This is a genomic window from Arthrobacter sp. MP_M4 (assembly GCF_035984855.1).
In the GTDB taxonomy this organism is placed as follows: domain Bacteria; phylum Actinomycetota; class Actinomycetes; order Actinomycetales; family Micrococcaceae; genus Arthrobacter.
On record NZ_JAXCHX010000006.1, the window covers coordinates 94,067 to 115,210 of the forward strand.

Genomic DNA, 21,144 nt, shown 5'->3' on the forward strand with positions numbered 1-21,144 from the left:
TTTAGGGCGGGGAACGGGCATGCCCGTTATCTGCCCGCCGGGATCAGTGCGGTGGTTGAAGCCAGCTCCACCCTGCCCACGGCCCCGCCCGGGAGGCCGCTCACCGGATCCAGTGGATACGTCACCACCTCCCCGGAACGCTCGTGCGCGACGTGCAGCCAGCCGTTCCGGACCAAATGGTGCCGGGGCCAGTCGCCGCCGCTGGGCAGATCGGCCAGGGGCCGGACGGCGAGGCCGTCGCCAGCCACCTCCAGCACGCCGATCCGGTTGGAGCCCCGGACGCCCACGTAGGCGTGCATGCCGTCCGCTGTGAGGGCGATTTCTGCAGCCCCGTCCCCGGGCAGCGGTCCGGCCAGGGTCGCCGGAAACATTCCGGTCAGGGCAAATATTCCGGACGGGGAGCCGTGCACCAGGGCAACCTCAATCGAGTATTCAGTCACCACGAGTACGCTGCCGCCGGCATGTTGAACCAGATGCCGCGGACCGCTGTCCGAAGGCAGTGCCACCTCGTGGTCCAGCAGCAGACCCTCGGCGGGCACGTAGTTCCAGATCCGCAGGAGGTCGTGTCCGAGGTCGGTGGTCATCACCCTGCCGTCGTCGAGCATCAGGCTGGCGTGGGCACGGCTGGGACGGCCCGGGACTTCCGAGGCGGCGGCCGCGAAGCGGGCCGTGATGCCGCCGTCGTCGTCGAGTTCATACAGCAGGACCTGGCCGTCACCCCAACAGGTCACCACCAGAAAGCGGCCCCGCGGGTCGACGGTGACATGACAGGCAGCGTCTCCGGCTGGCCAGTCCCGTCCCGCGGGTTCCAGGCCGAATGCGCCGCACCTGCGGTAGGCCCGGACCGTACCCGCTTTCTCGGCTACGGCGTAGACCATCCCGAGGCCGGGGTGCACGGCGAGGAACGACGGCGAGTCCGCGGCAGCGGCGACCCCCAGCAGGCGCAGCGTTCCGCCGGTGCCGGCGTGCAGCGCCCCAATGCCGGTCCCGCTTCCGCCGCCGTCCGCGGTGTAGCATCCGGTCCAGATCACTTCGTTGGATGGGATGGCGCCGGCGGGCACTGGCGGCATAGGTTCGGAAGATGATCTGTGGGTGGCCATAGCCTCATCCTGCCACTTCGATAGCATGGCGTTCCGGCACCGGCCGCCGAAAGGGGAAGCCCGGCATGATGACCACACCAGCGCCGCAGCCCGACGTCGTCATCCGGCTCCGGGCCGCCGGCTGCGTCTTCGCTGAGGAAGAAGCGGCGCTTTTGGCGGCAGCCGCGACAGGACCGGACCACCTCGACACCCTCGTGGAGCGCCGGATCTCCGGTCAACCGCTCGAGCACGTCCTGGGCTGGGCCGAGTTCTGCGGATTACGGATCGCCGTGGACCCGGGCGTATTTGTGCCGCGCCGCCGCACCGGCTTCCTCGTCAAGCGGGCAGTCCGCCTGCTCCGAGACGAGGGAAGCCCAGGGCGAGTGCCCGTCGTCGTTGACCTGTGCTGCGGATCGGGCGCGGTGGGTACCGCGCTCGCAATGCTGGCGGGGCCACTGAAACTGTATGCCGCCGACATCGACGCCGCCGCTGTCCGGTGCGCGGCCCGGAATGTGGCGCCGTTCGGGGGTAAAGCGTATGAAGGGGATCTGTATGGGCCGCTTCCCGCGCACCTGCGCGGCGCAGTGGATCTCCTGGCCGTCAATGCCCCGTATGTTCCTTCGGCAGAGATCAACACCATGCCGCGGGAAGCCCGCCTCCACGAACCGCGGGCTTCCCTGGATGGCGGTGATGACGGGCAGGCGGTTCACCGGCGGGTGGCCGCCGCGGCGACGATGTGGCTGGCGCCGGGCGGCTCCCTGCTGATTGAGACCAGCCAGCGGCAGGCGCCGAAGACCGTGGAGCTTTTTGCCCGCAATGGGCTCACGGCACGGGTGGCGAGGTCAAAGGCGTTGGACGCGACCGTTGTTATCGGGACGGTGGATATCGGGTGAGCCGACATCAGGACAGCAGGGAGCTACCCCGAAACCACCCCGGCAGCCCCGCCCCTGTCGCCGGGTGATCCAGTGTAGCTAGCGACCCAGATCAGGATCGACGTGGATGGACACTCCGGCCGGAGTGGCCCCGCCCTCGTCGGACCAGTCCTGGCCAAGCTGGTCATTCAAGTCCGCGTCGGACTCGACGTCGGACGCCGCGGCGGCAGTTGACGTGCCCAGGTTGACCGTTTCGGGATGGGTGCTGTGCGCCGGGATGCCGGAGCCGGCTGCGGCGGGGGTGCCGGCGTCGTTCGAGGCGGAACCGCCGGTGGTCTCCTTCGAGCCGTCCCCGCGGACAGCGGAACCGATGACGGTTCCGGCGCGGCGGGCGGCCTCACCCAACTGTTCGGATACCTCGGGCGCCTTTTCCTTTACGGCGTCGGCCGCCGCTGTCACTTTGTCCTGGACGGGTTGGCTCTGCCAGAGGGCCGTTGCCCGGGCTTTGAGTTTCTCGTACGCAGCGCGTCCGGACCGTGACCCGAGAATGTAGCCCGCGGCGATTCCGGTGCCGAAAAGAAGTTTGCCTTTCATGCTGTCCTCCTGCTGATCGGTGGTGCTCAAAGTTTGGGTGTTCTTAGTTGGTGTTGCGGGGTCCGGGGAAGGCCGGGTACAAAAAACCGGTCCCGGGATAGATCCCGGGACCGGCTTTTCGGTCGCGTCAGCTTTAGCGGGCTGAGCGCTTGGTGATCATGCCGTAAACGAGCAGGACGATGATCGAGCCGCCGATGGCCAAGAGCCAGGTCGACAGCGAGAAGAATTCGTTGATGTTCGTGTTGAACAGCATGCTGCCGAGCCAGCCGCCGAGAAGTGCGCCAACGACACCGAGCAGCAGTGTGATGAAGATGCCACCGCCCTGGCGGCCCGGGAGGATTGCCTTAGCGATTGCACCGGCGATAAGACCCAGAAGCAGAAATCCGAGAAAACCCATTTTTATCGATCCTTCTTCTACATATAGAGGAGGCACCCGGAACGCCGGGTGCGCTACATCCTTCTCCCCAATAGTAATCATGCTTAGTATCAAAGAGCCAGTTGAGCGCGTCGAAATGATCTACAGCGGCACCTTTGAGGGCGTCGAAAGTCAGCGCTCCAGGCGGAAACCGAGCTTAATGGTGACCTGCCAGTCAGCCACCTCGCCGTTTTCGAGGTGTCCGCGGACTTCCTTGACCTCAAACCAGTCCAGGTTCCGCAGGGTCTTGGCGGCCTCGGCGATGCCGTTGCGGACTGCGGCGTCGATGCCTTCGGTCGACGTTCCAACGATTTCAGAAATGCTGTACGTGTGATTGGACAACTTCGCTCCTCGTGATCGGCAGGGAGACCCGGCGGTGGGCCGTCCCTGCAGATTAGCCGACGGACAGCGGCGGGACTAGGGCGGAGCTCTCTGTTTCACAATCCCGCAACCGGCCCGGGGTCGGGCCGCTTGGGCAGCAGGGGAGGGGCATCGGAGTGTTTCCGGACCCGGCTGAGCATCCAGGGAAGCAGGTAATTGGTAAACCAGGCAAGGTCCCCGGCCGTGCTCTCCCGCCAGGTTCCGGGCGGCATTGGTTTGGGCTCCAGCGGACGAAGGCTGTGCGGGACGCTGAGTGACTCTAACACCATGGCCGCGATGGTGTGATGTCCCATCGGGGAGAAGTGCAGCCGGTCCGGGTCCCACATCTGCGGGTCGGAAAGCTGCCGCAGGGACCATAGATCGGCGATGACGCCGTGGTGGCGCGCTGCGATGGTCCGGATGTTTTCGTTAAAGACGGCCACCCTGCCCCGGTTGTGACCCAACAGCGGTGTATCGCCCCAGTCCGGACCCGTGAACAGCACAATGGTGGCGCCGGTGGCACTGAGCATCCCCACTGCCGCGTCGAGGGCAGCGGCAAGCCGGTCAGGATCGCTGCGGTGGAACACGAGGTCGTTACCTCCGGCCGAGAGCGTGACCAGATCCGGTTTCAAGGCAATGGCAGGCCCGAGTTGTCGGTCAAGGATCTCCCGCAGGAGGAGGCCGCTGACGGCAAGGTTTGCGTAGGCGAACTCCGCCCGTCTTTCGCTTAGTTCCTCGGCGATTCGGTCGGCCCATCCCCTCATGCCGCCAGGGCTCAGCGGTTCTGGATCCCCCATGCCGGCGGTGAACGAATCGCCCATAGCTACGTAGCGGCTCCAGAGGCCTGCTTTTGCCGGTCCGTCGCCCGGGCCCGGAGCGCGCCCCGGGCGCCGCCCCAGGGCAGGACCTCCGACGCCGGCAGGGCCGGCGCCGGAATCCAAGAAGCCGGCGGCGTTCACACCCCCAGCAATACGCCCAAAATGCAGGCTCTGCTAGGTACTTTGGTCCCGAACCGGGCGGGCGCGTGGCCACAACGGTTCCAGGGCGGCGACTTTATTGCGTGTGGCCATCCCGAACGGAGGGCTGGCAGACGCCGTCAGGCGCCGGTGGCCCTGACCCCGGGTGGCCCAAAGACTCGCACCAATGGATATCGCGAGGATCGTGGCGATGACGGCCAGCGACAGCGGTCCGAAGAACAGCACCCGGTGCTGTTATTCGCGGGGAACGGCGAAGCACGTGGAGATGATCGCCCAAATGAACACGTTGTCCACTGAAAGGGATTTTTCGATCAAATAGCCGGCGAAGTATTGCTGTCCGAACTCCGCGCCGTAGATGTGCCATATCAGGGCGCCGAAGCCTACGCCGAAGGCAACCCAGAGGCCGGACCACTTAGCGGCTTCGCGGACTCCGATGACATGCGCACTGCGGTGCGTAAACAGATCCAAGGCGAGCATTAAGACAATGACAGCGAGAACGGCGAACCAGGCCCAAAAGGAACACTCATTAGGGGTTATCTGCCTCCAGTCAGTTCAACTCAACTGGAGCTCTTCCCGGTCCCGGGGGACCTGTCCGTCGGGCCGCTCAGGGGCGGCCGTATTGACGACGGAACATGTGGGGGATACTCCCCCCGTGAGTAATAGTGAAACATATTTGCGGGGCTGGGAAAACGAAGAGCGACGGTGTCCGCGCGCTAGCCCTGGCGCTGCCCCTGCGTTCTTGGGCTGATCATCTTAATCGCGCCGCGTGATCAATTGTCTTTTCCTTTGCTAGGCTGGCGCTCCGTTGAGCGTCCGCTCGTCGATAAAGGCAAAACCGGTGCAAGCCGGTGACGCAAAGCCACGGGGCCCACGAGGTCAGCCGGGCCTCCGAACAGCAAAGGTGCGCCATTATGCATCCGATCACCCAGGTTTGCCGTTCCGCGCACCCCGCCCACTGTCCGGGACCGCTCGACAGTTCACGTCCCGGCCGCAGACCCTCCGCGGCCTGACCCGGCGTCTTCGGGGACGTCCTTCTAGCCGGGCATAGTGCCGGCCACGCCAGCGACTGACCCTGTCCCGCTGGCCCGGACTATGGCTCGAAGCTACCCATCGTTTAGCGAAGTTGTCCGGCCTAACTACCTAATAAAGGTGTCATGTCATGCCTAGAACCCGGACGGTGCCTGGCACGTCAACGGTGATTACGAGGATCTTGCTCCAGGTGGTGGCCCAGCAGGTCGGTGCCGAGGGCGTTGACCGTGTCCTGGAGCGGGCGGGACTCCGGGAACAGGAGCAGCAGCTGGGAAGTGTCGAGGGACGAATTCCCTACCCCGACAAGCTGCGGCTGTTCCAGTGCGCTGCAGACGAGCTGGCCGATCCACGGATCGGGCTCCGCCTGGGCCCGGTCCTCCTCCGGGATCCGGCGATCGAGCCCTGGCGAAGGCTGGGCAGGTCAACTGGGTCCCCCGCAGCTGCCTTCCGCGGGATCTCCCGGATTGCCACCCACTTTGATTCTGCCAGTGTGTTCAGATGCGTCTGGGCGGCGGAATATTCGGCATCTTTCACCTGGAAAGTGCTCCCGCCTTTCAAACCCAATCGGATCGACTGCGACTACAACGTTGGCTTCCTCGCCCAAATGACCGTGCTCTTTGGGCTGCCGCCGGCACGCGTGGAGCATGTGAGCAGCTGCCAGCTCAGCGGCGCCCCGGAGTGCGTCTACAACGTGACATGGACCGCCGGGCCCATTAAGCGCCTGCGCCTCCTCGCCGGCAGGCTCAAGCGGGGGAGAAGGGCGGTCGACCGGCGCCTGACTGCCGAGCGCCGGTTGCGCACGCTGGAGGGGGCAGCGTCGGATCTTGTCAGCAGCGCACCTTTGGAAGAAGTGCTCGAGCGGGTTTTGGCGCGCGCGGACAGCGCCGTTCACGCGCCAGGACATCTGCTGGCCGTCCGTCTCCCCGGGGGAGGCCGCCATGTGCGAGTCCGCGGTATGGGCGACGTCCTGGCGGCGGAGCTCGACGAGGACGGTGTTGTCCTGGCAACGGACGCTGGAGGGCTGGCGGGGCTGCCGGTTCTGGGCGTTCCCATCGCTTCCGCAAAGCATTTCTACGGGGTTCTGGCGGCGGTTGCGCACGCCGGGCAGGAATTCTTCGCCGGGGACACGGAAGCACTGGCAGCCTATGCGCGGCACGCAGCCATCAGTCTCGACATTGCCGGGATTGTCGCCGAGGCCCGGGAACACGGCGAAACGGCGCGTCTGTTACTCGACGTCTCACGTGCGTTGGCGCAGCACTCGACAGTGCAGGCATTGGCCGGCTCGATAGCCAACGCGGTGCCCGCTCTCTCAGGCGCCGACCGGTCTGCGATTGCTCTCTGGGATGGCGAGGATGGTCATCTCCGGATCGCTGGAATGAGCGGCTGGGAAGGTGATCTGGCGGACCAGCTCGCCCAGTACCAGACCACTGCCCAGGACAGCCCTGAGCTTGCCGAGTTGCTCGCGGGTGGCATTCCGTTGCTGGTGGACGGGAACAGTTCTGCCTGGGCCCGGAATATGCTGGCCGACTTCGCCGTCTCGGCGCTCGCAGCTGTTCCGATCACGGCAGGGGATCAGCTCGTCGGGATCGTTCTGGCTCACTGGGCTGAGAGGCCGGCGCCGGTGAGCCTGGAAGGTGCCCTGACTGAACGCCTGAGCGGACTGGCAGCTCTTGCTGCGGTGTCCCTGGAGAAGATCGGGCTACTGGAGGATGCGAGACGGCAAGGCCTCCATGATCCGTTGACGGGGCTCCCCAACCGGGCGCTGCTGGAGGACCGCCTGGAAACGGCACTGGCCCGGGGCGGTCCGAATGGACACCGGGTGGGGGTCCTCTTTTGCGACGTCAACCGTTTGAAGCGGATCAACGACAGCCTCGGGCACGCCGCCGGTGACGCTGTCCTCCGGCACGTCGCAACCCAACTGCGAACGGCCGTGCGCGACAGCGACACGGTCGCCCGCTACAGCAGTGACGAGTTCGTCATCCTCCTGCCCAGTATCCAGAATCCGTTGGAAGCCGACCAGGTGGCCGCCAGGGTCCGGACCAGCCTTACCGAGGCCGTCGAGCTTGAGGGCCGAAAAGTCTTCGTCGACGTTGCCATCGGAACGAGTGTCAGCGGCGCCGCCCCGGTCGAGGTAACCGATACGCCGTCCGAATCTGCCCGCCGCCTCTTGGAAAAAGCGGATTTCGAGATGTACCAGTCCAAGGCCCGCGCCCGCGGCCAGACGCCGCCGGGAGTGCAGCGCAAGGACTATCTCCGCCTCGAAACCGATTTGCGCGGCGCTGCCGAACGCGGCGAACTGCGCGTGCAATTCCAGCCTCAAATCGATGTGGCGACACACGAAATCGTGGCAGCTGAGGCTCTTGTCCGATGGCAGCACCCCGAACTTGGACTGTTGTCCCCAGGAGAGTTCATTCCCTTGGCTGAGGACAGCAATCTGATCGCTGAAGTCGGCGCCCACGTTCTCACCCAGTCGTGCCGGGCTGGCGCCCATTGGCGGGCAGCGGGGTACCCGATCGAGATTGCCGTTAACGTGTCAGCCGTCCAGCTCGGCGGCACGGGATTTCCGGCGTTTGTCCGTGACACTTTGGCGTCCACCGGGTTTCCGGCAGCCGCACTTACCTTGGAAATCACCGAGTCCCAGGCTATGTCCGAATCAACGGTGAACGAGGAAAACTTGCGCGCACTGCGGTTGGCCGGGGTCGGAATTTCGGTCGACGACTTCGGCACCGGCTACTCTTCCCTTGCCCAACTGCACCGGCTCCCCGTCACGGAAGTTAAGATCGACAGGTCCTTCATCGCCAGGCTTGCGGAAGGTGAACCCTCCGGATTCGTCGCTGGAATCGTCGGGCTCGGCCAAGGAATGGGACTGCGCGTGGTCGCCGAAGGAGTCGAAATACCGGACCAGCTGGAGGCGCTGCGTGCCATGGGCTGCGAACGCGCCCAGGGATTCCTGTTCAGCAAACCGGTGGATGGGCTGGTCCTCGAGCAACAGCTCCGCGACGGCAGGAAGCAATGACCCGGGACGGGAACGGCCGACCAGACGTGACCGGGCAGCGGCTGGCCCGGGTCAGCTGCATCACCAGTGTTTTGCACTGGACCATCCACGAACGCGCCAGGGCAGAGGAGCGCATTCTTCCGGGCCGCCTCGCCGCACTCGCCTAACACGATCCCCTGACAGGTTTGGCGAATCGATGCTTACTCCGCGAACGGCTGGAGGCCGCCTTGGGCGCATGAGAGTCCACGCTGGTGCTTGCCGTGGATGTCGACGGGTAGAAGCCGGTGAACGACACCTACGGCCATGCAGCCGACGACGCCTCGATGGTCGAAATAGCGCGGAGGCTCACCACCTGCATCCGAAATGGTGACACTGTGGCCCGCACCGGCGGAGACGAATTCGCGCCCGTTTTTCCCGGTTCTTCGGTGGAGCAGGGAACGGCGGTGGCCCGTCGCGTACGCATCGGACTGGACCCTGAGTGTCGACGCCGGGATGCCAGAGCCCGGGCGGCCTACACCAGGGACTTGTGCCGCCAGATTAAGAGATGTGTCGGCTATCAACTGCGGCGCTGACGAATACGTCGGGGGGTATACCATGGAAGTAACCTTGTTAACACCGGAGGAACTAATGGAACTCGATCCCGCTGACATGAAGCCCGTCATCAACCGCCTGCGCCGCGCCCAGGGACAGCTTGCCGCCGTGACCCGGATGATTGAAGAGGGCCGTGACTGCAAGAGCGTCGTCACCCAGCTGGCAGCCGTTTCCAGCGCCCTGGACAAGGCCGGATTCTCCATCATCGCCACGGGCCTTCAGCAGTGCATGCAGCAGGAGGACCCCAGCCTGGACCGGGCGGAACTTGAGAAGCTCTTCCTCTCGCTCGCCTGAGTCCGGCCGCTGGCGTTGGCCGGGCCGGCAGATCATGCCGCCGGCGCCGCTGACCGCCTGAGACGAAAGGCACTGGCCGCTGGACCCGTCGAGGCCGAGAATGAAGGCAACATCCGGCTGACACCCGACAGCACCCGACAGCAGTCCCGGCCGGGGGTGCCCCAAGGGCCCTGAGGGGGCTGAATGGATTCACGGCAGCTTCCGGCGCACCGGTCCGTGCCGCAGCCGGAACACGACCTGGTGATCGATTTGGCTAGGCTCTTTTGCCTTGCGCTGGTGGTGGTGGGGCACACCATGATGGTCAGCCCGGTCCTGCACCCCGACGGCACTGTGACCTCCGAGAACACCCTGGGAAACGAGCGCTGGTTCGAGCCCGTGGTCTGGGTCCTGCAGGTCATGCCGCTCTTCTTCGTCGCTGGGGGCGTCACCGGCCTGCAGTCCTGGCGCCGTCTCCGCGCCCGGGGCGGCAGCGCGTCCGACTTTCTGCAGGTGCGGATGTTGCGGCTGATCCGTCCGGCCGCCGTGCTGCTGGCAATTATGTTCACCGGGCTGTGGACTGCGCGGCTCGCCGGAGTGGACCCGCAAGTCATCCAGCTGCTGGCCTCCGGCGCCGGCATGCCGTTGTGGTTCCTGGCTGCGTACCTGGCCGCGCAGCTGAACCTCCCACTGCTGGTGCGCCTTCATGAACGGGCACCGTGGCTGACCTTGGCGGGTCTCACGTCGCTGGTAGTGGCAGTGGACTGCCTGCGGGGCATGCAGCCGGCAGCGGCGTACCTGAACATGGTCTTCCTGTGGTGCGCCGTGCAGCAACTCGGCTTCCTGCTCGCTGACGGCGGGCCGGGGGTGCCCGGCAGACCCGCGCTGGCAGTCATTATCCTCGGCAGCAATCTGGTCTTAGGGCTACTCGTGGCGCTGGGACTCTACTCCGGGAACATGCTGGTGAACCTCAACCCACCCAACCTGACTTTGTTGTTCCTCGGGTTCTCGCAGGCCGCGGCACTGCAGCTGTTCCGTCCCGCGCTCGCCCGGTTGGTGCCGCTCGGCTGGGTGCGGCGCCTCCTCGGGGTGGCCGGCAGACGGTCCATGACCGTCTACCTGTGGCATCTGCCCCTGATCGCGGGGATATCCGGGCTTTTGCTGTTGACTGACTTTCCCCAGCCGGCAGGCGGAACCGCGGCCTGGTGGTGGGGCCGCCCGCTCGTGTTGCTGGCCTTAGCCGGGCTGCTCCTGCCCGTGCTGGTGCTCTTCGGCCGACTGGAGGAACGTCCGACGGCGCCCGCGGCTGCTCCGTCGCGCCCGGTGGCCGCTGTGGTGACGGCCGCCGTCGTGATCTACGTTCCGGTGGTGGACGCAGCGCTCAACGGACTAACCCTGGGCCTGCTCGGCGGGGGAGCGGCGTGCTTCGGGCTCGCCGTCCTGCTGCTGGGGCGGATCCCGGCCCGGTTCGTGGCGGGGACCGGCCCCGGCGTCGGGTGCCCGCCATTGCCACACCCGCCTTTAAGTGCCAATCTCGAACCATGACGGAGAACTCGGCAGTCACGGAAGACACGTTCAGCCCGGACGTGGCCACTACGCGCAACGATGAGCTACACCGCTATGAGCTCCACGTCGGCGGCAAGCTGGCCGTCCAGATCCGCTTTCTCGATGAACCAGGCCACGTGGACTTCATCCACACGGATACGGCGGAGCAGTTCCAAGGCAAGGGGCTTGGCAAGGTGCTGGCCCACTTCGCCTTGGACGATGTCGTAGCAGCCGGTAAACGAATTATCCCGAACTGTCCGTTCATGTACCGGTACCTGCGCAAGCACGACTCCTACACCCAGTACATCGACTGGCCGGAGCATCCTCCGGCCGGAGCCTGAAAACCTGCCGGTGGCTGCCCTGACGGCGTCACTGCCGCTTGTGACAGAGGCAACAACCTCGTAAAGTTGCTACAGAGTTATGCAGTTGGCTCTTGGACGTGTCCCTTTGGAGAACCCCGTGAACCATAAACTGCGAGTGCTTGTCCGCGTGGATGCCAACCCCGGAAATGTGACTCTGGAAGTCACTGGCTGCCTGACTCAACCCGACTTCGCCTCCCTGCTGCAGATCATGCGGCGGGCGGGGCACCTGGGCGCAGGCGCGGGCGTCGTCATCGACCTCCACGGCTCGGCCCACCTGGACCCGGAGATCCTCCTGCAGTTGCGCTCCATCGCCGCGGCCAGCGGAGCCGCTGACTCCCCGGACGCCGGTGCGGAGCCGTTCCGCGTCACGTTGACGGAGCCGGCAGAATTGCCGATCTGTTTGTTGCACGTGGGCTCGGACGGCGAAGTCCTCGCAGGCCTCGAGGAGGAACTTGCGGCATTTCCGCTTGACATTGCCGCGGAGTCCCGGGTGGAGGTATCCGCCGGCGGGGCGCTCGAAGCCACCGGGGTGTTGCTGGAACCGGGGCTGAACAAGGACTGCAGCCCGGTCCAGGCCGCGCCCGACAGCATCAACGGACTGGAACTCTCCGATTATTTCGAAGGCACCCTCGACCCGGGTGCGACCGTACGTGCGCTGTCCGACGCCGCACTGGACCAGTTGGCCGACGCCCTCTACCAGCACCTCGACACCAGCAACCCGTCCTTCGGCGCGCACACCTGGTATGAGCTGGCAACCGAGGAGCTGCAGAAACGCCACCGGGGCGCTGCCGCCGGACCGCCGGACGGAGAATTCGCCGCGGGGCAGGCGCTGGCCTAAGGCCGGCTGCCGTGCGGGTTAGGCTGTGCTCATGACTGCACATGCCACGACGCCGGCTGAGACAACTGCCTTGATCACCGGTGCCACTGCCGGGATCGGCGCCGAATTCGCCCGCCAGCTCGCTGCGCAAGGGCACAACGTGCTCCTGGTAGCCCGCGACGCTTCCCGGCTGCAGGCCAAGGCTGAGGAGCTGGAGGAACAGTACGGCGTCCGCGCCGAGGTTCTTTCCGCCGACCTCGCGGACGACGCCGGTGTGGCCTCCGTGGTTGCCCGGCTCTCAGACCCGGCGCGGCCGGTGGAGATCCTGGTCAACAACGCCGGCATCGGTCTGCTGCGTTCCTTTAAGGAGAACGGCATCGCGGAGGAGACAAAGCATCTCAAACTACATGTCGAAACCGCCATGCGGCTGACGCATGCCGCCTTGCAGGGCATGCTCGACCGGCGCTCGGGCAGGATCATCAACGTCGCCAGCGTGGCAGCGTTCGTGCCCCGCGGCAGCTACTCGGCGGCGAAGTCGTGGCTTGTCAGCTTCTGCCGCTGGGCCAACCTCGCCTACGCCAAACGGGGCGTCAGGGTGACGGCGGTCTGCCCCGGCTTCACTCATACGGAGTTCCACGACCGGATGGGCATGGACAAGACGGTAACCCCGCGCTGGATGTGGCTCCAGGCCGAGCGCGTGGTGCGCGAAGGCCTCGCCGACAACGCCAGGGGCAAGGCCGTGTCAATTCCGGCGAAGCGCTACAAGGTGCTGACCGCAGCCGCACGCGTACTGCCGGACAGGTTCGTTGCGGGTCCGCCGCGCCGGGCCAAATAACGGGTCAGGATCCGGTCGCAGCAGGCCGGCGCCGGCGGATCAGAAGGACGACGAGGATCCCCGTCAGGGCCCCCTGCAGGGTTTCGACGGCGCGCTCGGTCACCAGCACTTGGGGGTCTGACGGCGCGGCCAGCTGCGTGATCAGCAGGATCACGGGTGTGAAGAACACCATGGCCAACCCGTAGTGCCTGGTCATAAACAATTCCGTCGTGAACTGCAGGACAATCACCAGCACCGCCAGCACTGCGGCCTCGTGGCCGGGAAACACCCGCAGCGGCGAGAAGGCCCAGGGGAACAGCACCACGGCAACCACCACCAGGCCCATGAGGGTGCCCACAATCCGGTGCAGGCCCCGGTACAGGCTGCTGGGCATATCCGCTCCTGCCAGGGGGACCGCGGCGGCGGCCATGGCCCAGTGCGGGTGGCCGGTTCCGCTCAAGACGCCGAGGGAGCCAGCCACCCCAACGGCGGTAAAGTACCGGGCCGCGTGGATCCAGGCCGCCCGCCGCCTTACACCGCGCATCGCCGGGGTATTCCGTGCCGCACCTCGTGCCCATGCCCGGCCCCGGACCCAGCCGCCGAACCCCACCGCAATAGAAAAGGCGGCGGAACCCGCGCCGACCAGAACGGCCATGTGCCACGGCACCGGTGTGGGGACGGAGGCGCAGGCACCGAGGGCGAGGAGTCCAAAAAACGGGCCGTTGGGTTTCAGCGCGACCCTGTCCGCGAAGAGCGAGCCCGCCCCCGCCAACACCGTCTCGGTCAGCACAAGGACCCAGGAGTGGAGGTGGTTCACTGAAAGAAGGACGCCCACGGCCAACCCGCCAACCAACAGCGCGGCGGCCTGGCCCTGGTGCTGGAGGCGCAGCTGGTGAGCCTCGGTCCGGCCATACATGCCGGTCAGGGCGCCGAACACCGCGTAGATCATCAGATCGGTGCGGCCCGCGGCAAGAAGAATCAAGGACGGCACAGCAACGCTCACGGCGACGCGGACTGCCGAGACATGGTCTTTGTTGGCCGGCGCCAGAGTGTGGAGGGTGCGCAGGTGAGCGCCGAGGGACTGCACGGTGCCTCCTAGTTCAGGCTCGTTTCGGACAGGCGGCAGGGCCGATTCCTGCCCGGACTGCGTGGGACACGCCTGAGGCCCGCCTTGCGTGTATCCCCGACAGGAATACACACAAGGCAGGCCTCCATGGGCGGGACTTTGCTACAGAATCCGGGTTATCCGGCCGGAGTCAGGATGACCCCTGCCGGGCTGCCAAAGGGGCAAGCTTAGGCGTCAGCCGTAACCTTGTCGGTGTTCCGGGGTGCGGAGGGATCAACAACCGAATCAGAGCCGGCTGCGGTGAACGGCATGTCCATTTCCACAAGGTCGATCAGCGGGTTCTCGTCCTGATTGGCGACAAGCTCCTTGGCTTCGGCCTGGGTGTCGACGCTCGGCATGGAACCCGGCAGGGGGCGCTGGGCTGATTCCTTGAGGAAGTAGATCGCCACGGCGCCAATGGCCGAGGTCACCATCAGGTAATAGGCCGGCATCATGTCATCGCCGGTAGCGCCGATCAGCGCGGCGACGATGAAGGGGGTGGTGCCGCCGAAGATCGCGACGGAGAAGTTGTACGCGATGCCCATGGCACCGTAACGGCTGGCCGTCGGGAACTGCGCCGGCAAGGCGGACGCCAGGTTGGCCACGTAGAACGTTACCGGGAAGGCGATCAGGCCAAGACCCAACAGGGTGGACCAGATCTCGCCGACGCCGATCAGCATGAACGCCGGGGCGGCCAGGACGACAGTGCTCAGGGCGCCGATCCACAGCACGGGGCGGCGGCCGATCCGGTCCGAAAGCTTGCCGGTCAGCGGGATGCACAGGCTCATGATGACCAGCACAGGGATGGTCAGCAGCGTTCCGTGTACTTCGTCGTAGCCCTTGGACTCCGTGAGGTACGTCGGCATGTACGACGTCAGGGCGTAGCCTGCAGTGTTGGCTGCGGCCACCAGGATCATGGCGACAATGAGGGACCGCCAGTAGGCCTTCACGATGCCTACCGGGCCCTTGGAAGCATTGGTGTCGGCGGCGGTTGCGTCCTTGGCGAGGTCCGCCTGGGCGTCCATGGTGGCCTGGAATTGCGGGGATTCCTCGATCTTGCTCCGGAAGTACACCGCGATCAGGCCCAACGGACCGGCCAGCAGGAACGGAATTCTCCAGCCCCACTGCTCCATGGTGTCCTGGCCGAGGGTCAGCTGCAGCACCGAAACGAGGGCAGCGCCGGCCGCGAAGCCAAGGTAGCTGCCCATGTCCAGGAAGCTTGCGAAGAATCCGCGGCGTTTGTCAGGGGCGTACTCGCTCACAAAGGTGGTGGCACCGGCGTACTCGCCTCCGGTGGAGAAGCCCTGAATGACCTTGAACAAAACCAGCAGGACCGCAGCCCAGATGCCGATCTGCGCGTAGCCCGGCAGGAGTCCGACTGCAAAAGTGCTGGCCGCCATGATCATGAGGGTCGCGGCGAGCACCTTCTGTCGGCCGATCTTGTCGCCCAGCCAGCCAAATACGACGCCGCCGAGGGGACGGGCGATGAAGGTGGCCGCGAAAGTGCCGAGCAGGAAGAGGGTCTGGACGGACTTGTCCGCTTCCGGCAGGAACACCGGTCCCATGGTGGTGATCAGGTAGCCGAACACGCCGACGTCGTACCACTCCATGGTGTTGCCCACGATGGTGCCGCCGAGTGCCTTCTTGAGCATGGGCTTATTGACGACGTTGACGTCGGATTCCTTGAGCCGACGCCTCGGGCGAAGCTTTGGAATTTTCACACCGGGCGCAGTGTGCTTGGTTCGGCTGGCGTTCACAACGCCTGCTGAAGAGTCGGTCGTGCTTCGGTCATTGGGCATTTGGGCCGCTCCTTGGGAGGTCATTTGCTTGCAACGTGTAGCTGCCCCGCTCCGGGCAGGCTGTCAATTTTACGCGATTTCTATGGTGTTTCCGAGTTTGGTGCCGTATGATCCCGTGATTCGACCCCATTAGACGCCCGGAAAGGAGTCTTCTTTTCCGCGATCTGGCCGCGCCGTTGCTGGAAATCACCGGCCGGCCCTGCCGCAGGTCCAAACTTTTTCCCGGTGCGGCAGCTTGGAGCCGGTTTCGGGCCGTAATTCAGCCCTTATGCAGCAGCTGGCCGGTCGCCGGCAGCGCAGTGCGGCAGCGCAGAACCAACGAAAAACGGGGTACCCAACGGATCCGGAAAGCACTTAGGGTTGATGTGAGCGCAGAGCCAATCACGAGTCACCCGAGGAGAGCAGTCCATGACTGACAAGGAAACCAAGAAGAGCGGCAACAACGGGGCCGGGGCAGACGGGCAGTCCCAGGCCGGCTCGGAGCAGGCGAAGGGGATCAAATCGCGTCTTACCGACGCCCAGAAGGAGATGCTCGCGAGTAAGTCGCGAGGCGGCACGGCCTCACAAAGTGTCGGCCACAGCCACAAGCCCACGCATGTAAGCGGCAAGCAGGGCCCGGCCGAGAAAAAGGTCCGCTGGTAGCGCTACAGACACCGCCCGCCAGCCGACCTAGGATTGGTAAACACTTCATTTCACAGCTTGTTACGACGGCGTATCACTACAGCGGAAGGAAGAGCAATGGCGGAGCATCAGTCCGGCGACCGGATCGACCCTGAGGTTGCCAGTCACTTGTCGGAATCCATGGACGAGGCGCCGGGGCCGGAAACTTCGCGCCCGGCCCCGCCCAGTGCAGCGGACGGGAAACAGTGGCCCGACGGTAACGGGAAGCACCGCCATCCGAAGGAACATGACGTCCGGCACGGCCGGCTGGGTCAGGAGGCTGGGGCAAACGCCGTTCACCGGATTACCCCGCCGGATACTCCGCACTCCTCTTAGGGGCGCTTTCAGTCCTGTTCCAACACAACGTCCTCGGGCCGTTTGTCCAGCCTCCAGCCGCGCCAGACCGGGTGCCGAAGCTTGCCGCTGCCGGTCCGTTCGCCGTAGCTGACCTCGCCGACCAAGGTGGGGCTCACCCAGTTCGCGTCCGAGGCGTCGACGGCGGGTACTTCCGCAAATGGCGAGGTCTTCCGCAGGAGGCCGTCAAGTTGCTGGCGTAATTCCTTCAGTTCCCGGGTGCTGAAGCCGCTGCCGACGCGCCCAACGTAGCGAAGGCTGGCACCGTCCGGAATCCCCAGCAAAAGTGAGCCTACGGACTGGGTGCGTTCGCCTTTGCCCGGGCGCCAGCCGCCGACCACCACCTCCTGGGTGCGTTCGAACTTGAGCTTCAGCCAGGACCTGCTGCGCTGCCCGACGTAGCGGCCGTCGGTGCGTTTGGCCATCACGCCCTCCAGACCCAGCTCCTGGGCGCTTTCCAGAATGTGACGGATGTCGTCGTCGATCACTGGGGAAAGCTCCACTGGCACTTTGGCGGAGGGGGGAAACGCCTCAAGCCGGGCACGCCGCTTGCGGAGTGGAAGGCGGCGGAGGTCCGTGCCGTTCTCGGACAGAAGGTCAAAGAGCATCAGCCGCACCGGCGTCGACGCCCGTGCTGTGGCGACGTCGGAGGCCTTGGTGAGCTTCATCCGGCCCTGCAGCAGCCCGAAGTCCGGGCGCCCGGACGGGCCGACTGCGATGATCTCGCCGTCGGCGACGAAGTCCCCGCCAGGCCAGCCGGAGCGGTTCGTCAATTCCGGATACGACGCGGACATGTCGATGCCGTTACGGCTAACCAGGCGGATGGTCGTTGCGTCCGCCACGATCAGGGCGCGTATGCCGTCCCACTTAAGTTCAAACTGCCACTCCTTGTCCGGCAGGTCCGCCACGGTTCCGGCCGTGGCCAGCATCGGCGTGAAGTCCCCCTCCACTGGAGCCCGTGGCACGGTCTGGTCAGCCCTCGGGGAAGCAGGTTCACCCCTGAGCGCTTCTTTCTCCTCCTGCGCGTCTGTCCCCGGCAGACCACCCTCCGGTACGGCTGCCCGGGCCTTCTGTGCGCCCAGCGGGTCCATTAGGTGGATGAGCCACTGGTCATCGCCTCTGCCAGTGTGGATCAAGGCGTACCTGCGGCTACCGCCCAGGCCGCCGTCGTCCTGGCCGGTGAGGGTGGCGATGACTTCCTTGCCGGCAATCCACTTCTCACACTCGTACGAGCCGGAATCCCAGATGCTGACAGTTCCGGCACCGTACTGGCCCTTGGGAATCGTGCCTTCGAAGTCCGCATAGTCCATCGGGTGGTCTTCGGTCTGGACCGCCAGGTGGTTCGTCGATCTCGACGTGGGGACGCCTTTGGGCAGCGCCCAGGACACCAGCACGCCATCGCGCTCGAGGCGGAAGTCGTAGTGCAGCCGGCTGGCGTGATGTTCCTGGATGACGAACTTTTCCCGCAGCGTGCCACCGTCTGCCGTTCCAGCTGATTCCGCGAGGTGCTGTTCGGCCGTGAAGGGCTCAGGGGTGGAGCCGGTATTCCGTTTGGCACGGTACTTTTCCAGCCGCGGATCGGTGGCGCCGCCGTCGAGTGCCCTGGCGCCGCCGTCGGGTGCCCTGCCGTCGGGTGCCCGGCCGTCGCCGGCTGGCGCCCTGCTGCTGGCCGGCCGGCCGTCGGGTTGCGGTGCGGGCCGCATCCCGCCGGAGATGGCAGCGAAGGGATCCTTGCCCGTTGCCACCCGTTCCAGAACTTCCCGATAGTCCAGCTGGTGCAGGGACGGTGAGCTGAGTTCCCGCCAGGTCCGGGGCGCCGCCACCGTGGGCCTGGGCCGCCCCCGCAGGGAGTAAGGGACGATGGTGGTTTTGGCGGCGCTGTTCTGACTCCAGTCCACTAGGACCTTGCCGGCGCGCAGCGCCTTCTTCATGTCGCTGACGGCCAGCTCCGGGTGGTCTGCTTCCAGTGAGCGCGCCAGTTCGTGGGCGAACTCGGAGATCTGTTCGGAGCTCTGTGTGCCGTCGAGGGCTGCGTACAGGTGGATACCCTTGCTGCCGCTGGTTACCGGCACCGGATCCAGTCCCACGTCCTTAAGGATGGTGCGGGCGAGCTTCGCGACCTCCACGCACTCCGCCAATCCGGCACCCTCGCCGGGATCCAGGTCCAGCACCAGCCGGTCCGGGGGCAGTTGGTTGCCGTGGGAATCGACGCGCCACTGCGGCACGTGGATCTCGAGGGCCGCGATCTGCGCGAGCCACGCCAGCGTGGCGGGGTCGTTGACCAGCGGGTACTGGATGGTCCGTTCCTTGTGCGTGATGGAGGCCCGTGGCACCCATCCCGGCGTGGAATGGTCCAGGTTCTTCTGGAAAAACATTTCACCCGGTGACTCGGCCGTCCCGACGCCGTGCACCCAGCGCTTCCGGGTGGCCGGCCGGTTCGAGGCGGCGGGGATCAGTACAGGCGCCACCGCGGCGTAGTACGCCAGGATGTCGGCTTTGGTGGTGCCGGTCTCCGGATACATAACCTTGTCCAGGTTGGTGACCACAAGTTCGCGGCCGCCCACGCGGACACGCTCTTTGTTGTTGGCCCGCGCCCTTTCAGCCAAGGGGCTTCACCTCCGCGCCACGGTAGGGTTCACTTGATCCATGAGAGCCATTTGGAAAGGCGCGATAGCGTTCGGGCTGGTCAACGTCCCAGTCAAGGTCTACAGCGCCACCGAAGACCATGACATCAGCCTGCATCAAGTCCACAACGACGACGGCGGACGGATCCGCTACCAGCGCCGCTGTGAGATCTGCAGCAAAGTGGTGGATTACGAGGACATCGACAAGGCCTACGAGGACGACGGCCGCACCGTGGTGCTCAGCCGCGAGGAGCTCAAGTCCATCCCGGCAGAGAACAGCCATGAGATCGACGTCGTGCAGTTTGTCCCGGCCGACCAGCTGGACCCGATGATGTTCGAGAAGAGCTACTACCTGGAGCCGGACTCCAAGTCGCCCAAGGCCTACACCCTGTTGCGCCGCGCTCTTGAGGACACGGACCGGGTTGCGATCGTCCAGTTTGCCCTCCGTGACAAAACCCGGCTGGGCGCGCTCCGGATCCGTGGTGACGTGCTGGTGCTGCAGGCGCTGCTCTGGGCAGATGAGGTGCGCGAGGCCAGCTTCCCGTCGCTCGACACGAGTGTCCGCATCTCCGCCCAGGAGCGGGAAATGTCTGCCGCGCTGGTTGATTCCATGGCGGCGGACTTCGAACCGGAGCAGTTCACCGACGACTACCAGCTCCAGCTCCGCCAGCTCATTGAGGCGAAGCTGGAGAAGGGTGAATCGCTGGACACCGAGGAAACGTTTGGCGCTCCGGCTGCCGACGCCGGCAACGGCGAAGTAATTGACCTGATGGAAGCCCTCAAGCGGAGCCTGGAGAAGAAACGCGGGGGCGGTACTGCGTCCGCCGGGGACGCAGATCAGCCCGCCACCAAGCCCCCGGCGAAAGCGTCCGCTGCCAAGACTCCCGCCAAAACCGCCGCCAAGTCGACGGCGGCCAAGACCGCGTCCCGGACCGCTCCCAAGACCGCGGCCAAGACCACGGCCGCGGCGAAGACCCCCCGGAAGCCCGCCGCCACGAAAACCGCGCAGACCGCGCGGAAGGAGGCCTGAGTTCTCCGCTGTCCCGGCCCTCGCCACCGGGATCAGGAGTTCCTGAGCGCGGCGATGAGTTCGTTCTTCCTCTTGCCGGAGTATCCCTTGAGGCCAATTTCCTTGGCCCGCTGCTTGAGCTGCGGAACAGTCCAGTCGTCATAGTCGCCGGACTTGCCGCCCCTGCGGGCGACCGCTGAGCGGCCGGCCTTGGCGGCGGCGTTGGAGATGCGGGCTGCCTTCTGCTCCGAGGCCCCGTCCGCCAGCAGCCCTTCATAGACTTCCGGGTCCTTGATGCTGGGGTTCTCGGCGCCGTGCGCGGCATTCTTCTTCGTTGGCATGACCTACCTCGGCACCTGGTTGTCGCGGGACTGTTCCATCTCGGGCTGTTACCCGACTGGAGCCGTTCCAAACTATCCCCGCTGGCGCGGCCTGACAAGCGTCTACTAAGCGTGCTGAGCGCCGGCTCTGGGTCCGATGCCGCCCCCGGTTAACGAAGCAGCCCGGCCGCACCCTCAACGGGCGCAGCCGGGCTGCCGTGTTCCAGCCAGCGGGCGGTGGCGCTAGACGGCGTCGTGGTCCGTTTCCAGGATCTGGACCAGGCGCTCCAGGGCGGCGTCGGCGCCATCGCCCTCGGCGCGCAGCACCACTACCTCGCCGTGGGACGCTCCCAGGCTCATCAGGGACAGGATGCTGGCGGCGTCCATGGCCTCGTCAACCGGCTCACCCAGGCGGGCGATGGTGATTTCGAGATCGAACTCGCCCGCAGCCTCGGCGAAGATCGCGGCCGGGCGGGCGTGCAGCCCTACACGGCTGGCAATGGTGGCGTTACGTTCGGTCATTTCTGCTCCTTGGGTTCAGCTTGGGGAAAAT

At 65.8% G+C, this 21,144-nt stretch carries 20 protein-coding genes, 1 pseudogene and 1 riboswitch; of the genes and pseudogenes, 10 read left to right on the forward strand and 11 right to left on the reverse strand.

The genetic code is table 11. From position 1 onward, the window contains the following. Positions 1-26 precede the first annotated feature (26 nt). Positions 27-1,100: a lactonase family protein gene (locus RCH15_RS07545; RefSeq protein WP_326959606.1), complete on the reverse strand. Its 1,074-nt coding sequence runs from the start codon at positions 1,098-1,100 to the stop codon at positions 27-29. Positions 1,101-1,165: 65 nt separating this feature from the next. On the opposite strand from RCH15_RS07545, the gene RCH15_RS07550 reads away from it, so the two are divergent. Next, complete coding sequence (locus RCH15_RS07550; protein WP_326959608.1) at positions 1,166-1,972, forward strand: putative protein N(5)-glutamine methyltransferase; 807 nt, start codon at positions 1,166-1,168, stop codon at positions 1,970-1,972. Positions 1,973-2,050: 78 nt separating this feature from the next. Here the strand turns inward: RCH15_RS07550 and RCH15_RS07555 are convergent, their stop codons facing one another. The 5 genes and pseudogenes from RCH15_RS07555 to RCH15_RS07575 all read right to left on the reverse strand — a co-directional run. Continuing rightward, the gene (locus RCH15_RS07555) at positions 2,051-2,545 is read right to left on the reverse strand and encodes a hypothetical protein (RefSeq protein WP_326959610.1); all 495 of its coding nucleotides are present in this window, start codon (positions 2,543-2,545) and stop codon (positions 2,051-2,053) included. A 133-nt stretch (positions 2,546-2,678) separates the two neighbouring features. Beyond that, complete coding sequence (locus RCH15_RS07560) at positions 2,679-2,942, reverse strand: GlsB/YeaQ/YmgE family stress response membrane protein (protein ID WP_326959612.1); 264 nt, start codon at positions 2,940-2,942, stop codon at positions 2,679-2,681. A gap of 150 nt (positions 2,943-3,092) precedes the next feature. After that, on the reverse strand, positions 3,093-3,302 hold the full coding sequence (locus RCH15_RS07565) for a dodecin (protein ID WP_326959614.1): 210 nt from the start codon (positions 3,300-3,302) through the stop codon (positions 3,093-3,095). Positions 3,303-3,397: 95 nt separating this feature from the next. Continuing rightward, complete coding sequence (locus tag RCH15_RS07570) at positions 3,398-4,141, reverse strand: SGNH/GDSL hydrolase family protein (RefSeq protein WP_326959616.1); 744 nt, start codon at positions 4,139-4,141, stop codon at positions 3,398-3,400. Between the two features lie 294 nt (positions 4,142-4,435). After that, positions 4,436-4,774, reverse strand: a pseudogene (locus tag RCH15_RS07575) (TerC family protein); the annotation flags it as partial. A 341-nt stretch (positions 4,775-5,115) separates the two neighbouring features. Next, positions 5,116-5,190, forward strand: a riboswitch (cyclic di-GMP riboswitch). Between the two features lie 266 nt (positions 5,191-5,456). Between RCH15_RS07575 and RCH15_RS07580 the strand changes: the two are divergent. The 7 genes from RCH15_RS07580 to RCH15_RS07610 all read left to right on the forward strand — a co-directional run bounded on the left by RCH15_RS07580 (position 5,457) and on the right by RCH15_RS07610 (position 12,741). Next, positions 5,457-8,342, forward strand: coding sequence for an EAL domain-containing protein (locus RCH15_RS07580; protein ID WP_326959620.1), 2,886 nt, complete (start codon positions 5,457-5,459; stop codon positions 8,340-8,342). Positions 8,343-8,605: 263 nt separating this feature from the next. Further along, on the forward strand, positions 8,606-8,893 hold the full coding sequence (locus RCH15_RS07585) for a diguanylate cyclase domain-containing protein (RefSeq protein ID WP_326959622.1): 288 nt from the start codon (positions 8,606-8,608) through the stop codon (positions 8,891-8,893). A gap of 55 nt (positions 8,894-8,948) precedes the next feature. Further along, positions 8,949-9,206, forward strand: coding sequence for a metal-sensitive transcriptional regulator (locus RCH15_RS07590; protein ID WP_069950339.1), 258 nt, complete (start codon positions 8,949-8,951; stop codon positions 9,204-9,206). 183 nt (positions 9,207-9,389) lie between these two features. After that, entirely contained in the window at positions 9,390-10,727 is a 1,338-nt protein-coding gene (locus tag RCH15_RS07595; RefSeq protein WP_326959626.1) for an acyltransferase family protein, read from the forward strand. Beyond that, positions 10,724-11,068, forward strand: a complete 345-nt coding sequence (locus RCH15_RS07600; protein WP_326959628.1) for a GNAT family N-acetyltransferase — start codon at positions 10,724-10,726, stop codon at positions 11,066-11,068. Before RCH15_RS07595 ends, RCH15_RS07600 begins: the two co-directional genes overlap by 4 nt. 118 nt (positions 11,069-11,186) lie before the next feature. Beyond that, positions 11,187-11,927 carry a hypothetical protein gene (locus tag RCH15_RS07605; protein ID WP_326959630.1) on the forward strand — a complete coding sequence of 247 codons (741 nt, stop codon included), beginning with the start codon at positions 11,187-11,189 and terminating at the stop codon, positions 11,925-11,927. Positions 11,928-11,958: 31 nt separating this feature from the next. Further along, positions 11,959-12,741 (forward strand): SDR family NAD(P)-dependent oxidoreductase, encoded by a 783-nt coding sequence (locus RCH15_RS07610; protein ID WP_326959632.1) that lies wholly within the window; start codon positions 11,959-11,961, stop codon positions 12,739-12,741. A gap of 4 nt (positions 12,742-12,745) precedes the next feature. Here RCH15_RS07610 and RCH15_RS07615 read toward each other — a convergent pair whose 3' ends face one another. Beyond that, complete coding sequence (locus tag RCH15_RS07615; RefSeq protein ID WP_326959634.1) at positions 12,746-13,807, reverse strand: FUSC family protein; 1,062 nt, start codon at positions 13,805-13,807, stop codon at positions 12,746-12,748. 206 nt (positions 13,808-14,013) lie between these two features. Next, the gene (locus RCH15_RS07620) at positions 14,014-15,624 is read right to left on the reverse strand and encodes an MFS transporter (RefSeq protein ID WP_326959636.1); all 1,611 of its coding nucleotides are present in this window, start codon (positions 15,622-15,624) and stop codon (positions 14,014-14,016) included. A 408-nt stretch (positions 15,625-16,032) separates the two neighbouring features. On the opposite strand from RCH15_RS07620, the gene RCH15_RS07625 reads away from it, so the two are divergent. Continuing rightward, complete coding sequence (locus tag RCH15_RS07625) at positions 16,033-16,266, forward strand: hypothetical protein (protein ID WP_326959638.1); 234 nt, start codon at positions 16,033-16,035, stop codon at positions 16,264-16,266. A 362-nt stretch (positions 16,267-16,628) separates the two neighbouring features. Here the strand turns inward: RCH15_RS07625 and RCH15_RS07630 are convergent, their stop codons facing one another. Beyond that, positions 16,629-19,202: an ATP-dependent DNA ligase gene (locus RCH15_RS07630; protein WP_409017120.1), complete on the reverse strand. Its 2,574-nt coding sequence runs from the start codon at positions 19,200-19,202 to the stop codon at positions 16,629-16,631. Between the two features lie 82 nt (positions 19,203-19,284). Here RCH15_RS07630 and ku point away from each other — a divergent pair, with 82 nt between their 5' ends. Further along, positions 19,285-20,292, forward strand: a complete 1,008-nt coding sequence (ku, locus tag RCH15_RS07635; RefSeq protein ID WP_326959642.1) for a non-homologous end joining protein Ku — start codon at positions 19,285-19,287, stop codon at positions 20,290-20,292. Between the two features lie 32 nt (positions 20,293-20,324). Here ku and RCH15_RS07640 read toward each other — a convergent pair whose 3' ends face one another. Together RCH15_RS07640 and RCH15_RS07645 are read right to left on the reverse strand one after the other, a co-directional pair. Further along, the gene (locus RCH15_RS07640) at positions 20,325-20,612 is read right to left on the reverse strand and encodes a DUF7218 family protein (protein WP_326959644.1); all 288 of its coding nucleotides are present in this window, start codon (positions 20,610-20,612) and stop codon (positions 20,325-20,327) included. A 222-nt stretch (positions 20,613-20,834) separates the two neighbouring features. Beyond that, positions 20,835-21,113, reverse strand: a complete 279-nt coding sequence (locus RCH15_RS07645; protein WP_326959646.1) for an HPr family phosphocarrier protein — start codon at positions 21,111-21,113, stop codon at positions 20,835-20,837. Positions 21,114-21,144: the final 31 nt, after the last annotated feature.